Origin of the sequence: Jeongeupia sp. USM3 (assembly GCF_001808185.1) — a bacterium.
GTDB lineage: Bacteria > Pseudomonadota > Gammaproteobacteria > Burkholderiales > Chitinibacteraceae > Jeongeupia.
In genome coordinates, this window is the sequence record NZ_CP017668.1 from 857,532 (window position 1) to 873,467 (window position 15,936).

Consider the following 15,936-nt stretch of genomic DNA (forward strand, 5'->3'; position numbering starts at 1 on the left):
ATAGATAGGACTGGGGTGCCGACAGGAGCCGGGGCAGTCCAGACAACACGCGGTCGTTGTCGAAAAGAACAACACTAAATGATCAGGCACGCACCTGCATCGCTCCTTGCACTAAAAACCGATGCGCCAGGCCAACTGGATTGATGACCTTATCGCGGTAGAACCGGAACGCGATGTATTGATCCGCCGGGGCGAGCCAGTTTTCTTTCTGCGCATCCAGCAAGCGCCAGGCGCCATCGATATAGAGCTCGGCCCAGTTGTGGTATTCCTCCGGCCGCGGTACAAAATTTCGGTCCGAGACATAGCCCCCCACCATGCGTGCAGGAATGCTGCAAGCACGCGCCAAGGCAGCGGCGAGATAGGCGTATTCGGTACAGTCCCCCCGATGTTGCGTCAGGGCGTACAGCGCACCGAGGTCGTCGGCGATGTATCCAGCGTAGTGCATCGACTGCCGCACCCAGTCGTAGATCGCACGCCCGGTAGCGAGCGCAGTGTCGCGCTTGAGCTCGGCAGCCTTGGCTTGCATCCGTGCATCACGAACTTCGATATAGCGTTCGTCCTGTAGCCAGGACGAGGGCTGTGCCAAGAGCGCAGCCAAGGGCTCCACTCGCATGTCCAGGTCGGCAGCGATACTGACCGTTTTGCTGGCCAAAGGGGCGAGTTGAGGCAAGCTCAGTTTGACGAACCGATGCCCAAGCTCATCAGTCAGCACCTCGTGTGCCATCGAGACCGAGAGTCCTTGCAGGGTTTGCGTCGCAGTCTCGGCTGCGGGCACGTACAACCACAAGACTTGGTCCTGTAGCGGCTCGTTCAACGGATTGGTCAGCACGACCGACAGCCGCAGTTGCCGGCGCACGGTCGTGGAAGTAGGAAGTGCAGACATGCCGAACGGCGCCAGCAGCAGCCCGCCCACGAAGGTCACACCCAGTTTGAAGCAGTGCCGCCGGTTCATTTCGGATCCATCAGGCTAAAGACCGCAGCCCAGTTTCTTCGGGCCGCGTTCCTGCGCCGCCCAGATCGCTTTTTGCTGGGCGATCTGTTGCGAGTACTGGGCGGCGGAACCGGTATAGACCAGCAACGGCAGGGGTTGAATCCCCTCGCGAATCTGCGCGATCAAGGTTCCCGACGCATTGGGTGGCAGCACCAGGACGACACCGAGCGGCGACTGCTTGGCCTTTCTTTTTTTGTCGAGCGCAGCGCGTACTGTCGCAGATTGATCATTAGGCAAGCGCGTTGCAGCCGGCAGCACGCGCTGCATGGCCGCGTCGGACGTCGCCAGTAAAATCAGGTTCGCATCGAACTGGCTTTCGGCCCAGAGCTCCGTCGCCGTCAACGGGGTCACCTGTTGTCCAGCCCCGGGCTCTCCGCCTGGTGGTCGCTGGAGCGACCACCAGGCCGGCATGCCGCCACGCAGGACTTTGACCTGTTTGAATCCCTGTCCTTTCAGCTCGGCACAGGCGACATACAGTTCCCGTTCCGATTTACCACTGCCTATGAGGACCAACAACTTGTCGCGCAGGAAGGATTTGGTACGCACATCCGTCACGCTGAGATTCATGGCGCCGTCGATCCGCGCCGCATCGTAATCGGCACGCAGACGCACGTCGATCAGCGTGAGCTCGGGTCGTCCCAGCATGGGCGACAACTCGGTCGGAGCGATCGCGCACGACAGGTCCGGTTTCGGGCGAATGGCGCTTACAGTGCCTGAGCTAGCACCAACCGCATCCCGCAAGCACATGCCACTGGCAGGCGAGATGTCTTTCAACGCCTCTTCGACCGAGGTCACTGCACTGACTTGTTCAACGCACCCAAGCGCGGCGGCCGCCACCAGACACTTCGCAATAACGGCGAGGCAAGGCCTGAGCTGCAAGCCTGACAGGCTGAACGGTTCGCTGATCATTGATATTCACTCTTTTTGGGAGGCGCCACAGGCATCGGCGACGGAGCTAGGCCCATCGGCGTGCTTGCCGTTGTGGCAACGGCGGAAGCGTTTTCCGGGCGCAACATCAGATCGGCCGGATAGGTAAATTGCCAGTCACGATATTGCTGCTTGCCACGAAACCCCATGTCATCCGGTTCGAAGTGGTCCTGCTTGATCGGTATCTTCTTGGAGAGCGAGTACACCCCGACAATCCGTCCGGATACCCGCAATACCCCCCATTCGGCTTTGCCCGTGATGGGATCGACGAAGATCTGTCGCAGATGCCGCTTGGTACCGGGAAAACGATTGTCCTTGAGCAAATCCTCCAGACTCGCCGGATATTCCTTTCCCGCGTCAGCGCCGCCCTGTCGTGGCGTCTCGTAGTAACGGCGCAGCGCTTCGCGAAACTGCCGGCCGATACCGAGCAAGCTTTTTTCCTTGTCCCGCTGCACCGCCGTAGCTGCGATCTCGATGCCGACGGTCAAACCAAGGCTCATCAGCGCCACCAGCAAGAGCACCCACAGATAGGCGAACCCCGCGTGCCTGCCATGCCGGCCGGACTCAGAACGACTCATACTGGCGACCGTCTTTCGTTTGCCCGATGGCGCCGCTTTTGACGTCGACGATGCCCTGCACATCCGGGTCGGTGGACGAGATCAGCACCCAGGTGGTGGTGGATTCGGTCACCGGATCGGTCGGCACCGCACGCAGATACTTCTGCTCGACCAATGCTTCCAGCGTGTCGGGGTAATTACCCTTGTCGGCGTAGTATTTATCCAGGGTCACCCGCAGCACCTGCAGGTTTTCCTGGAGCGCGACATCCTTCGAGCGATCGAGCGAACCGAAGTAGCGTGGCAGCGCAATCGTCAGCAGCAAGGCGACGATCGCCAGCACCACCAGCATCTCGATCAGGGTAAATCCTGTACGCCGCTTATTGCCGGGCGCGTCAGGCTGAACGCCTGTCTTCAGAGAGGAAATCATCGCGCCAACCTCACCATTCGCGATAGGGAACGCCATCGAGCCCCACCTTCTCGGAAGTTGAGTACACATCGAACACATCGGCGCCTTCGCTCGGATCGTCAGGCGGCGACAGATAGCTTCGGACACCCCAGGTTTCCGACGGTTTTGCCGTTGCATCCGGGTTCATCGGATCGCGTGGCAACGAACGCAGGAAATACATGTTCTGTTTCGACGGACTGCGTTGATCCGGAACGCCCTCGACCAGTTCGTCCAGTGTTTTCGGGTAACCGGACTCGCCAATCGTGACCAGAATGCGTCCCTGATCCGACGCCCGTTTGTACGCGTCCAGCGCATCACGAATCTGGCTCAGCGCCTGCCGCAGCTGCCGCTCCTTGTCGCGCTGGACCGCGACCTGGGCCATGGGGACGGCCACCAGCACCAGCACCCCCATGATGCCCAGCGTCACGAGCAGCTCGACCAAGGTAAACCCACGGCTCCGACGCGTCGCTCGCCTCGGGCTCACTGCACGATCCGGATGATTTGCTCGATCGGCAGCGCGATCGGCGCCGCCGGGGCCGGCTCAGGCGAGGCCGACAGCAGTTGTACCTTCGCCGTCGCGGTCGGCTTGAGCGCCTTGAACGTCACCATTGCCAGCGCACCGGTGCCATTGACCCCGGCATCGTTACCGGATGGGGTTTGCCGTACCGTCGCGACAAATACCTTGCCCTGGGCGGCGTCGATACGATGACTGAAATTCGTCTGACCGCCGTTCTGCTTGAAGAATTCGCCTTCCTGCACGCTGACCACTTGCAGCAGCGCGGGATCGAAACCGATCAAGGTCGGCATGCCGCTCAGCGCCCCCTGACTGTTCACCTTCAGCACCACGCTGAATTGCTCGCCGACCTTGGCTTGCGCCGGTGCTTGCCAGTTCAGTGCTGGCGTTGCCGTGGAGGCTGGCGTCGTCGTGCCAGCAACCGGCGTCGATGGCGTCGCGGCCGGCAGCGGCGTAACCACGGGCGTAGTTCCCTTGCCAGCATCAGTAGTCGCTGGCGTCTTGGGGGCTGCCGGTGCCGATGTCGTGCTTGCCTTGGCACCCTCGTCCTCGCGCTTCTCCGGCTCCACAGTGCCCAGACGCAGTGAACCCGCACCGATACTGGTCTCGGTACCCGACTCGAATTCGATGGCCTGCAAATCAGGGCGACGCAGAGACCTAACCACACGCGGCGTGATCGACAGCAGGATTTCGGTGCGCTGGGTATCGTCCTTCTGGCTGCCGAACAAACGCCCAAGCACCGGCATTTCCCCAAGCCCTGGCACTTTGTTCGCGCTGGTACGATCTTCATCGCTGATCAAGCCAGCGAGCACCTGGGTTTCCCCATCCTTGAGGCGCAACACCGTGCTCGCACCACGTGTGCCGATCTGATATGCCAGCGTCCCCGACTTGCTGGTTACTTCGCGAATCAGGTTGGAGACCTCGAGGTTGACCTTGATCGCGACCTCTTCATCCAGATAGATGTTCGGCTCCACATCCAGCTTCAGTCCGACGTCGACATAGCTGACCGAATCCGAGACGAAGCCGGTCGAGGTCGAGGTCGTGGTAATGACCGGCACACGGTCGCCAATCAGGATCTTGGCCTTTTCCTTGTTCCGTACCCGGATACGCGGGTTGGCGAGGATGTTGCCGTCCTGATCTTCCTTGCGCGCATTGATGGTCGTCGGACCGATTGATGCCTGGATTCGCGACGAGTTCAGATGCGTCAGGTCATACAGCGACAATGGCGCGCCACCGAACTGCAATGGGGACAGACTCAGCTGGCCCGGCCACTGGATACCCAGCTCCAGCAAGCGCGAGCGTTTGATTTCCATCACTTCGACGTCAAGCATCACTTCCGGATCGCTCAGGTCCTGCAGCGCAACTAGACGCTCGGCCATCCGGATCGACTCCGGCGTATCCCGCACGATGATGATCCCCAAACGCTCATCGACCACCATATCCTTCATCTTGACGATGGTCTTGAGCGTATTCGCAACGGCCTTCACGTCGGCATTGGTCAGGTAGAAAGACCGCACCGCGAGTGTCTGGTAGTCCTTCAGCTTCTGCGGGGTGTTTGGATAAATCAGGATCGCGCTGTCACTCAGCACCTTCTGCTCGAGCTGATTGGTCACCAGCAACAAGCGGATCGTGTCTTCGATCGAAGTGTTCTTGGCTACGACGGTGGCCTTCAGATCGGGCCTGACATCCTTGTCGTAGAAGAAGGTCAGACCGGACACCTTGGCGATCGATTCCAGCACCGAGCGCAGCGGCGCATCGCGAAATTCCAGCGATACCGGCTTGCGATAGGCCGCAGCCAGTTTCGCCTCCGGCTTCACCGCGCTGCCGCGAGCTTCGTCGATCCGGGCCTTGAGGTTCAATGCTTCTTTCTGGTTAGGGTTTTCCGAAAGCACCGGTCGCAGTTTCTCGGCTGCGTCGGCCAGATCGTTCTGTCCGCCCTTCTTGAACAGCGCCTCGGCCTCGGCGACAACGGCGCGGTGGCGACGCTCGATGACCAAGGCATCAAGCCCTTGTCTGGCCATCGCATTGTTCGGATCGATCGCTTGGACTTGGCGGTAGGCTTTTTCCGCCTCGGTCAGTCGGCCTTCACGTCGTGCGCGCTCGCCCGAGTCGATCAGCTTGTTGATGATCGAATCACGGCGGCTCGACAGCGCGATCCGGTACTCCATGTTCTTGGGCTCCAGCTTGGCGGCCTCGGCCAGCTTGGCCAAGCCCTGCTCGGTCTTGCCTTCCTCCAAGAGCGTATTGCCTTCGCGGAAGGCCTGTCCCGCCGCGCAACTGCACAGCAGCGCCACCATCAGCAGCGCCATCCCTGTCCGCCAATATGCTGCAAGCCTATGCACCAGCCTGCTGGCCGAGCCCGCATTCCCCTGCGGGAACATCCACACCGTGTTCATTGTTTTTCTCTTAACTCTGACTACCGACATCCAGGGTTTGCACCTGATTCAAGGGCAGATACCGCAAGGTCAAAATACCGTCGTCGAGACTCTCGACCTTGTATTGCTCATCGATCGTGTCGCCGACGCGAACAACGACGCTTTGCTCTTTGTTCTGCAGAAAAATCGTCACCTTGCCTTCTTCAACCAATCGCCCCAGAAACCGGAACGGCAGCGGCGGCGCTTGTGGAGCAAGCGGTGGCACAGCAACCTGCACCGGGATCGAGGCGATAGGCTTGGCATCAATGACGCGCCACTTCGCCACGGCAAATACGCCCGAAGCGACGTCACTCCCCAGGCCAGCATCTCGTGTCCGAACACTCAGAACCTCCATCGCGGCAGATTGAGACGGTGCAACCGATGTACCGGATCGATGACCGGCTTTTCTCGGTGCGACGATCTCGCTATCCGAGGACGGAATGAAATAGGCACTCAGCAGCGTGAGGCTCAAAATCCCGAGCAATCTGGCGCGCGGCAATTTCACACTCATCGCGCGGCCTTCGCAGCAACGGCACTCGCGCTATAGCCTGATGTCTGGGGTGATTTTGTGAAGACCAGCCATTGAATCTGTGCCTCAATGTCGAACGACTCGGGCTTCTCTCGCTTGAACTGGATGCTCTCCAGGGCCAACGTCTTTTCGTCCCGCAGCGCCAACGACATGAAACGGTGAATTGCCCCGGCATCCCCCTTCACCGGCAAGGTCATCCGGTAACGCAGGAATTGCCCTTGTTCGTCCAACTGTGGCTTGTATTCTCCACGCAAGACCTGCAAGTGCTGTGCTTCGGCTTGGGACAGCAGTTTCGTCACCACGGCGGGGATGGCTTCATACGCCGGGAGCAGGTCCGCAAAGGCCTTCAGTTTTGCGCGGCCATCCACATTGATTGCAGGCACGCTTGCCGGACGAGCCACGTGCCGAGTATCGGAAAGCTGTTTTTCCAATGCACGAATGCGCGCCGTTTGATGCGCAATGACGACGCTCGCTGCAAGGCTGAGCACCAAGCAGAGCATCAGGCCCCATCCCCACAATCCGAAACGGCGCGTGAAGTGCCGCAGCCCCTGCTTCGCCGCCCAGAACAGACGCTCGGCCCCCTGCACCAGACTATTCCCACGGCTCTCATGCTTCAGTTCGACCATATGGCCTCCATGCTGAAGCGATAGGGATGAGAAGGTACCGCCACCAGTACTTCGTGCTGGGTCAGATAGACCTCCGAGAACGGCTGGCGCTTTGCGACAAACTCGACGTAACGCGCCATGTCCTTGCTGCTGGGCGCCTCGGCGACGATTTTCACCGCGGATTTTCGACCGCTGGCACCGGCAGCCGCACCGATCACTTCGACGCTCAAGACCGCAGCAGCCACGTCCTGCGGTGGCGCCAACGTCTGCAGCAAAGCAGTGACCGGCAGATTCAATTGGCGAATCGCCGCATTCGTCGCCTGAACGCGGCCTAGCTCATCAGCCGACCAGAGCGTCGCCCGTGATACCGGACGCACCACCGCACGGCCGGCGGTCTCCTCTGCTGTCAGCGCCTTCGCCAGGCTGGCCGTATGGCCGGCATAGATCACCAACGCCATGGTCAACGACAACGCAGCCCCCAGAGCCATCCCCCAACCCAGCCCGGGCGTGGGGCGAGCCCGCTGCGCGTCCAGCGAAGTGAACGAGCGAGTGACCAAGTGCGCCAAATGCAGGCGCGGCGAAACACGCTGTCCGGTTGCTTGGGGCGGTAGCGTCACGCCGGTCAACCCTCGCGGCCATCGTGGCGAGGCCTCGTCGATCAGCCTCAGTACGGGCAATGTCGTCATGCCGTTCAACTGGGGATCCCGCAATCGCATCCGCTGCCATTGCTCGCCGACCACGGCAACATCGCTGTCGGCGTCACCACGCAGGGCGAAGCCCGGCCGGACTTTCACATCAAACAGCGCACCATGCCCCCGTGCGAACAACAACAGCGCATCGTCCTGGATGGCAAGGACGCGTGCAGCGGCGCGCTGAGCCGGTTTGGTCTGCCCCCAAGCAGCGACGCTCAGCGGCAACACCGATGACAGCGGCGCATCAAATTGCTTTGCCAAGCGCGCCAGCATCGCCATCAACCCGGCCGGATAGGCCACCGCCAAGCGCGGCGCACCGAATGCACCATCGTCCAGGCGGATGGTGTCATCCAGGCCGACCTCAAATCCGGCGCCAGCCAGGTAATCGCGAGCAAAACGCAGCGCCGTCGCCGGCCGTTTCATCATCGGCCCCCACGGCAGCTCGGTCTGCGACAACCAGCCGTCGGCGATGATGACGCGCAGCGCCCGCACCTGAAGCCAGCTGTTGCCGGCTTGGGCGCGCTGCCACTGGGTCAATGCCGTCTCAAGCTGCCCCTGCAAGACAGCCAACGTCAGCGTTGCGTTGTTCTGGGACGTCGTCAGGCTGAGCAAGTGCACACTGTCCCGAACCCACTGTCCCTGACTAAGGATGCCCCATTCCACCTGTGTGGCGCCCACCACCAGCAGCAGGGTGCCACGGCGAACGCTACGCTTACCCCGCAACACGCATCACCTCGTCCAGCGTTGTTTCACCGCGGGCGACCCATTCGAGCACCGTGTCGTTGAGCGCCCGCAGACCGACCTGGGCGGCGCGCGCCTTGAGTGCGGAAACCGGTGCACGCTCAGCGATCAGCTCACGCATTGCGTCATCCAGTTGCAACACCTCGGCGGCCGCTTTTCGGCCCTTGTAGCCGACGCCACGGCAATGACCACAACCTTGACCAGCCTTGAACGTCCAGCCACTCACCTGCGTTCGGTCGAGTCCTGCCAAGGAAAGCTCGCTGTCGCTCGGAGAGATATCTACAGCGCAATGAGGACAATTCATGCGCAGAAGGCGTTGCGCGACGATGCCGTTCAAGGCAGCGGCAAAGCTGTAGGCGTCCACACCCATATGCAGAAACCGCCCCAGGACGTCGAACACGTTGTTGGCGTGGACTGTTGTAAACACGAGGTGACCGGTCAGTGCCGCCTGTACGGCAATCTGGGCGGTTTCGTCGTCGCGGATTTCGCCGACCATGATCTTGTCCGGATCGTGCCGCAGAATTGATCGCAGCCCCCGGGCAAAGGTCAGTCCCTTCTTTTCGTTCACCGGTATCTGCAGCACCCGCGGCAAGCGGTATTCCACCGGATCCTCGATGGTGATGATCTTGTCGCGTCCGGTATGGATTTCAGTGATTGCGGCATACAGCGTCGTGGTCTTGCCCGACCCGGTCGGCCCGGTCACGAGCAGCATGCCGTGCGGTTTGCTGGCGAGCCTGCGGATCGCCAGCATGGTCGGGGCGTCCAGGCCCAGATGATCAAGACTGAGCCCCTTGGCCGTTTCGGTCAGCGCTTGCCGGTCAAGCAAACGCAACACAGCATCTTCACCGAAAATGTTCGGCATCACCGAGACGCGGAAGTCGATATCCCGGCCATTGACGCGAACCTTGAAGCGGCCATCCTGGGGAACACGGCGCTCGGCAATATCGAGCTCGGCCATGACCTTGATGCGCGAAATGACCTGCTCGGCCATTTCCTGTCCCTGGACCTGGGTAATCGGGACCAGCACGCCGTCGATACGGCAGAGCACATGCAGGCAACCGGCATCGCATTCCAGATGAATATCACTTGCCTGCAGCTTGAGCGCATCGTAGATGGTCGAGTTCACCAGTTTAACCACCGGACTGGTGTCGTCGCTGATCGATGCCAGCGTGATGACGGCGGCGACTTCCTCGTCCCGGCCCACATGCTCGGCACCGTCGTAACCATCCATCGCCCGCAGTTGCTGTTCCAGCTGCGCGAAATAGGCTTTCAGGTCATCGGGATGGGCAGTGGCGATCTTGAGCAGCCCTTCGCATCCGGCGATACGACGCAAGGCCCACTCTTCCGCTTCGCCATCAAACGGGTCACCAAGCACCAAACACAACGCACCTGCGTCGTCGGAGACAATCAACAGACCACGCTGCACGCAATCGGTGTAGGCAATCCGGTCGAAATCGGGCCTCAGCGCCTGCAAGTCGCCCATGGCCAGAACGGGGTAACCGAAACAAGCGCCCAGCGCCTGCGCCAGCGTTGCCGGCGCCCACCCGGTGATTTCCCGCAGCGCGTCGATCAAGGTGCAATCGTGTTGTCCTGCATGGCGGCGCGCATCGGCGATGAGTTCGGGCATCAAGCGGACTTCGGTATCAATGATTGCGGCCGTCATCAAAGGCTCTCGGTCAGGTCAAAGATCGGCATATACATCAGCACGACCACGGTACCGATCACAACACCGATGACGAGCATCAGAATGGGCTCGAGCAAGCGTGATGCCCAATCGATCCAGCGTGCGAAATCCTCATCCTGAAAACGTGCGGTGCGCTCGAGCATCTCGGCAAGTTGACCGGAGCGCTCGCCGACCTTGATCAGCGACTCGGCCACGGGGCTGGCCAGCTCGGCCGACAACAGCGCTTCCGACAAACTCTGCCCCTGCTCGACCTGTTGCCGGCAATGCGCCAAGCGTGCCTGCTGGTTTGGCCCGAGCAGGCCAGTCACCATGCCCATGGCGCGCGGCAAGGCGATGCCGGCAGCTAACAACAGACTGACTGCGCGATAGAAGCGAGCCAGACGAAATTCATCGGCCTTGGCGGACAGCCAGGGCATGCGCAGGACCTGGTTGAGCATCCACGCCCGCCCTTCCTGCCGGCTGATGGCCCAGCCCAACAAGGCCAAGCCACTGATCAAACCGAGCAAAGCCAAAGTCCAATGGGCGTAGATCACCTTGCCGAACACCAGCAGCACGCTGGACAGCCAAGGCATGGCCCGGCCGGACGATTCGTAGACCGTGCTGAACCTGGGCACCACGTAGCCAAGCAGAAACAAGGTGATGAAGCTGCCGACAATCAGCAGCATCACCGGATAGATGGCAGCCGAGATCAGTTTCTTGCGAATAGTCTCGAATTGCAGCTGATAGGCGATATATCGTGCCAATGCCCGCGGCAGGTCGCCGGTGCGCTCGGACGCCCGCACCGTAGCCACATACACTTCCGGAAAATGCGCCGGCAGCGCAGCAAGCACGTCGGAGAAGTTCTTGCCTTCATGCACGGCCTGCAACAAATCACCCAGCGTGCCACGAGTCGATGCATGCCGCTCTTTGGCGTGCAGCGTGCTCAACGCCTCGGTCAGGTTCAAGCCGGCATCCAGCAACGCCAGCAGTTCCTGCGTGAACAGCATCAGCGGGAAACGTGGGCCGTTCCGCGTTGCCGATTCGCCAACGGAATCAGGGGCCGACTCGATCGACAACACCCGCAGACCGCGCGACACCGCACGTCGAATCGCCTCGGCTTCGGATGACGCGGCAAATTCGACGACACGGGCCTGACCATCTGCGCCTTGAACACGCAGTCGGATTTGGGCTGCCGAATTGGGCGCGGATGATGACGCCACGTGCGAAAAATCACGGCCTTTGGTTGTAACGGCCGTCTGAGATAAAGACATGAGTCAAACTTGAAAAGGAATAAAAACCGGATCGCGGGCAGCAGCACGCGATCCGGTCGGTTACAGTGGATTTGAAACTCAGGGTTGGGTGGTCACGCTCCAGCGGAAGCCAACACTGACCTGCTGCACCACGTCCTTCATCGAATACGGCGCTCGAATGGTGAAGGTATCGGTGCTCTTGGAGGTTTCGTTGCTCGCTACGGCGCCAAACTTCAGCCCGCCTTTGACCACCGTAATTCCGCCCGGCACCTGGGTCAGCTGCGCATTCACTGCGCTGGCATCAGCACCGACATTCGTCAGTTCTGCCGTCAGCACTGCTTCCCAAAAACCGCCACCGACCTCGCGCTCGCTCACGAGCTGAACCGCGCACAGATTGATGTTCGGATTGTTCGACGTGTCCTGCCAGTCGGTATTGTCCATGTTGATCAGATTGATGGGCAGCGCGGCGACACCGATGTATTGCGGATCCAACGAAACGGATTTGCCCGCAGTCACCTGGTAGTGCTGATTACCATCGTGGATGCAATCATTCTTGCCGTAGATCGCCACCGATTGATCCTGCGACCAGTTCTGGCTGGTGAAGACCAGCTGTGCCGGCTTGGTATAGGCCTCACGGGAGCTACTTGGGGTCAGCGGCACGACGACATCCTTGGTCGGCTGCGTCCCCAAGCGAACCTTGATCGCCACATTGCCGCCATCTTCGTTCGTGACCAGATTCTGCCCAGCCGCGACCACAATCTTGCCGCTCTGGGTGGCCGGTGGAATCACCACCGCACCCGGTGCATAGGCCTTGCCCACACCCTTGGCGTCGTAGATCACGCCGTAGAGGTAGTAGGTGCCGACCGGCAGATCGGTGACATCCCACACATAAGTACCGGCTTGCGAACCCGCAGCCTGATGCAGACCATCGACGATCACATTGCCGACGTAACTGCTGTTGCTGGTGCTGTAGTACAGCGCCACGGTCGCTTCGATGTTCGGATCGACACCTTCCCAGCGAATGCTGACCTGCTTGCGGGCACCATTCGTCCCCGACACCACGTCCGGCACGATCGGCGAAACCGGTGCCGTCACCTGAATCGTCGGATCCTGGTATGGCGCCGTGCTGACATACATCAGCGAGGTCGAGCTCCAGCCGCTGCTGGCGCCCGGCGCATCCAGCGCACGGACGCGCCACCAGTGCGAAGCTTTGTCCTGCAGCGGCACCGGCACGATCAACGCGGCGGCATCGGCAACGCTGCTGAACACCTTGTTCTGTAGACCGGCATCGCGATACACCTCGAACTGATAGCGCACCACTTCGCCCTCCGGATCGACGATCGGATTGGCTTCCAGGCTCGGCTGCAGACTCGCCACCCACGCGGCATTGCCCGGGTTCTTGATCGTCGGGGCCGGCGGCGCGTCGTTGACCGCGTTCATCAGGAAATCGCCCATCACCCACGCCGACTCGGCACGCCCGTCCTGCGCCTTCACACGCCAGTAGTAGTGCTTGTTCTCGAGCAGGTTGCCAACGCTCCAGGACGTGCCCTGGCTGCTGGTTTGCATGATCTGACCCGAAGTCCGCTTGTCGCCCGAGTCGAAGGTGTTGACGGTGTCGAGCTCGAACACATAAGTGATCAGATCGCCTTCACCATCCACGCTGTTCTGGATCGTCAGCGCCGTCGTGGTGTTGGCGCTCTGGCCGCCCACCGCGGGGCTAACGATCACCGGCGCAGACGGCGGCGTGTTGCCGGTGTTCACCACGAACGGACGGGCGATACTCGGTGTTTGCGCGCCCAGTGCATCCTTGGCGATCACACGCCAGTAGTACTTGACGTGGTTGTCCAGCGGCGCAGCAACGGTCCAACTAGTGCTGCCACTACTGCCGGCAGCAAGGTCGGCCACCTGTGTCACGACCTCGGTCAGTGCCGCGTCCTTGTAGACGGTGACGCCATAGCTCACCACATCACCGTCGCGATCGACCGCATTGGTCCAGCTCAGCACAGGCTGCAGCTCGGCGACCTCGGCATTCGGCGCCGGGCTGGTCAGGTTGAAGCTGTCCGGAGCGTCGTTGTAGAGATTGACGAAGAAGTGGCCATTCACCCAGTTGCTGTATTGCTTCGAACCGTCAAACGTCCGGGCACGCCACCAGTAGTTGGTGTTGTCCATCAGGTCCGCCGCAGCGCGCCATGTTGTCGGCAGCGCAGCTGCACCACCACTGATCCTATCTACTAGGGCGGTCTCGACCTGCTGCGCCATCGCTTCGTCCTTGTACAACTCGAACTGCACTTTCACCGCCGGATCCAGCGAATTGGTCGAAGTCAGCACTGCTAGATTCGGCCGTAGGCTGGTCACGACACCGCCCGATACCGGGCTGTCGATCGTCGGGGTACCCGGGCCCGGCGGCGGTGCATTGACATCGACCTTGATGTTGGCCGAGCGCGTCGCGCTCAGCGTGCCGTCGGTGGCGGTGTACACCACCAGATAGTTGCCGGCCATGCCTTTCTCCGGCGTCCAGCTGAACAGCGCCCGCGCCAGCTTCGGCGATTGCGGATCGGTCGCTTGCGGCGTAAACGTTGCGCCTGCCGGCAGCGGTGCCGCCGACAGCGTCACCGGACGCCCATCCGGACTGCTGGCTTCGACCAGGAACGACACCAGCTTCTCTTCCTTGGTCACCTGATCGGCGATGAACTGGATCACCGGCGGTTTGGCCGCGGCGGGCGGGGCCTGGAATTCGGTGTCGTAAACGCCGGTGGTATTGGCATCGAACAGATTGAGCCAGTACTCCCACTGTTTGCTTTGTTCGTTACGGGTCTTGCTCAGCCAGACATTCTCGGTCGACAGTGCCTTGGCATCCGAACGCAGAATCTGCCCCAGCGCCTTCTGGCCGTTGAACGGATCAGGCACCCGCACGTAAACGAAGCCCGACGTCGCCGGAATCACCAGCCGGTAACTGGCGTTGCCGGCGGCATTGGTCCCGGCCGTCAACTGCGCCACTGCACTGCGGTCCAGCACTTCGGTGTCCGGGCCGTCCGACTCGTACACGCGCACAATGTCGCCGTCGCGCGCCAGGAAGTCGCGTACGGTATCGCGCCCCGGCAGATCGACGCGGACATCGCGGATCAACTGGTGGGCATTGGTCGCCTGCAGGATCGACGTCAGGCTGCCGCCAAGCTCGTCGGCATGGCTGAACTTGGCGGTGAATTCGGTGAACTTGCCGGCCAGGCTGGATTCCATGATCCAGCGGCCCATCTTGCTGGTGTTGCCGGCGATATCGCCGAAATTGATCAGCAGCGTATTCTGCGCCGGCGCATCGTTCACATAACTGCCGGTCAAGGCAAAGTTGATCAGCAAACCTTGCTTGTTCTCGATGATCTTCGGCTGGGCCGAATCGATCTTCAAATTCTTGGCCGTCGCCTGGCCATTGTTCTTCACCCGCACCCCGAGGGTAAACGGCTCGATCGGCTCGATCTCGGCCGTCAGCGGATCATCGCCCCAAACGTCCTTGGGCAGGAAGTAATCCAGCGTCAGCAGCGGCAGCGGCTTGACGGTGATCACATCCGGCGACACATCCAGTGTCTGCTCTTCACCGGCGAACTTGTATTTGAGGGTCGCACCGACCAGATATTTCTTGCCGGCGGGATTATCCCCAGCCGAACCCGGCGCCGGAATGATCAGCCAATTGATCACCGCCGTGCTCTTGGGGCTGACCGTACCACTGCCATCGACGTTGTCGATCTTGTCCTTGGCCGACACCCGCACGAAGAACTTCGCCGACAGATCATTCGGATCGGACGTCGCCGCCACCGGCGTGCCGTTCTCATCGGTGATCTTTACCACCACCGAGACGTTCTCGATCACGCCGTTGTCGGTGGTGTTGTTGATCTTCATCTCGGCGTCGAACGCCTGCCGTTCCAGCGTCAGCTCCTGCTTGATCTCGATCTTCACCTTGGCGCAGACCGTATCTTCGGCATATGCCGGGGCTCCGACAGCCAGCAGTGCCAGCGTCGGCGATGCCGAGCACAGCAAGGCTGTCAAACTCAGCACAGGAGTAAATCGGGACAGCAAGGAATTGGCCACGAAACGGGTCATGGAAAGTTACCGTGTTTTTGGTGTTGTTTAATCAATGTGGGCGCTGCAACAGCGCCACGAATTCGTCGGAATTGAAACCGTTCTTCATCGGCAGACCTCGCACCATCAGGAAGGGCACCCCCTCCCCGCCCAGCGCCTGTAATTGCTGCGCGCACTCGGCACTTGCCTCAGCGTCACATTCGTCAAAACTGAAACCGTATTGCTTCAACCAACCCTTCGCTGCCGCGCAATATGGGCAATGGGTCGTGGTGTACATCGTCACCTCACCCGGCTGCACCGTCGCTGCCAAGGCGTGCAGTTGCTCTTCCGACAAATCACCGTCGAGTTGAGCGCTGATGCTACTCAGCCCACCATGCCGCTGCAGCACATGCTGCAGGCCAGACCAACCTCCCCACAGCAGCGCCAAAACCAGTAGCAGCTTGAATCGCAGTCTGCCAGGTTTTTCGGGGCGGGCAACGTGACCGCGACGGGATGAACCCGCCAACGCATTACCTCCGCGCAATGCCGCTTCCGCCT

Annotated in this window: 13 protein-coding genes; all 13 read right to left on the reverse strand. The window is 61.0% G+C overall.

The window, feature by feature from the left end; translation table 11 throughout:
• Positions 1-82: 82 nt before the first annotated feature.
• The gene (locus tag BJP62_RS03925) at positions 83-952 is read right to left on the reverse strand and encodes a transglutaminase family protein (RefSeq protein WP_070526785.1); all 870 of its coding nucleotides are present in this window, start codon (positions 950-952) and stop codon (positions 83-85) included.
• A 15-nt stretch (positions 953-967) separates the two neighbouring features.
• On the reverse strand, positions 968-1,900 hold the full coding sequence (locus tag BJP62_RS03930) for a rhodanese-like domain-containing protein (protein WP_070526788.1): 933 nt from the start codon (positions 1,898-1,900) through the stop codon (positions 968-970).
• Complete coding sequence (locus tag BJP62_RS03935; RefSeq protein WP_070526790.1) at positions 1,897-2,496, reverse strand: hypothetical protein; 600 nt, start codon at positions 2,494-2,496, stop codon at positions 1,897-1,899. The genes BJP62_RS03930 and BJP62_RS03935 overlap by 4 nt, the downstream gene beginning before the upstream one ends.
• Entirely contained in the window at positions 2,483-2,938 is a 456-nt protein-coding gene (locus BJP62_RS03940) for a type II secretion system protein (protein WP_236943656.1), read from the reverse strand. Before BJP62_RS03940 ends, BJP62_RS03935 begins: the two co-directional genes overlap by 14 nt.
• The gene (locus BJP62_RS03945) at positions 2,913-3,404 is read right to left on the reverse strand and encodes a type II secretion system protein (RefSeq protein ID WP_083300687.1); all 492 of its coding nucleotides are present in this window, start codon (positions 3,402-3,404) and stop codon (positions 2,913-2,915) included. The genes BJP62_RS03940 and BJP62_RS03945 overlap by 26 nt, the downstream gene beginning before the upstream one ends.
• A complete protein-coding gene (locus BJP62_RS03950) occupies positions 3,401-5,743 on the reverse strand; it encodes a cohesin domain-containing protein (protein WP_070526794.1) in 2,343 nt (780 codons plus the stop codon). The genes BJP62_RS03945 and BJP62_RS03950 overlap by 4 nt, the downstream gene beginning before the upstream one ends.
• A gap of 97 nt (positions 5,744-5,840) precedes the next feature.
• Positions 5,841-6,359 (reverse strand): hypothetical protein, encoded by a 519-nt coding sequence (locus BJP62_RS03955; RefSeq protein WP_145927091.1) that lies wholly within the window; start codon positions 6,357-6,359, stop codon positions 5,841-5,843.
• Positions 6,356-7,003, reverse strand: a complete 648-nt coding sequence (locus tag BJP62_RS03960) for a hypothetical protein (RefSeq protein WP_070526798.1) — start codon at positions 7,001-7,003, stop codon at positions 6,356-6,358. The genes BJP62_RS03955 and BJP62_RS03960 overlap by 4 nt, the downstream gene beginning before the upstream one ends.
• Entirely contained in the window at positions 6,991-8,286 is a 1,296-nt protein-coding gene (locus BJP62_RS03965) for a hypothetical protein (protein ID WP_145927092.1), read from the reverse strand. The genes BJP62_RS03960 and BJP62_RS03965 overlap by 13 nt, the downstream gene beginning before the upstream one ends.
• A gap of 100 nt (positions 8,287-8,386) precedes the next feature.
• Positions 8,387-10,042, reverse strand: a complete 1,656-nt coding sequence (locus BJP62_RS03970) for a GspE/PulE family protein (RefSeq protein ID WP_145927265.1) — start codon at positions 10,040-10,042, stop codon at positions 8,387-8,389.
• 35 nt (positions 10,043-10,077) lie between these two features.
• Complete coding sequence (locus BJP62_RS03975; protein ID WP_083300689.1) at positions 10,078-11,349, reverse strand: type II secretion system F family protein; 1,272 nt, start codon at positions 11,347-11,349, stop codon at positions 10,078-10,080.
• Between the two features lie 78 nt (positions 11,350-11,427).
• The gene (locus tag BJP62_RS03980; protein ID WP_145927093.1) at positions 11,428-15,420 is read right to left on the reverse strand and encodes a hypothetical protein; all 3,993 of its coding nucleotides are present in this window, start codon (positions 15,418-15,420) and stop codon (positions 11,428-11,430) included.
• A gap of 31 nt (positions 15,421-15,451) precedes the next feature.
• Positions 15,452-15,826 carry a glutaredoxin family protein gene (locus tag BJP62_RS03985; RefSeq protein ID WP_070526809.1) on the reverse strand — a complete coding sequence of 125 codons (375 nt, stop codon included), beginning with the start codon at positions 15,824-15,826 and terminating at the stop codon, positions 15,452-15,454.
• Positions 15,827-15,936: the final 110 nt, after the last annotated feature.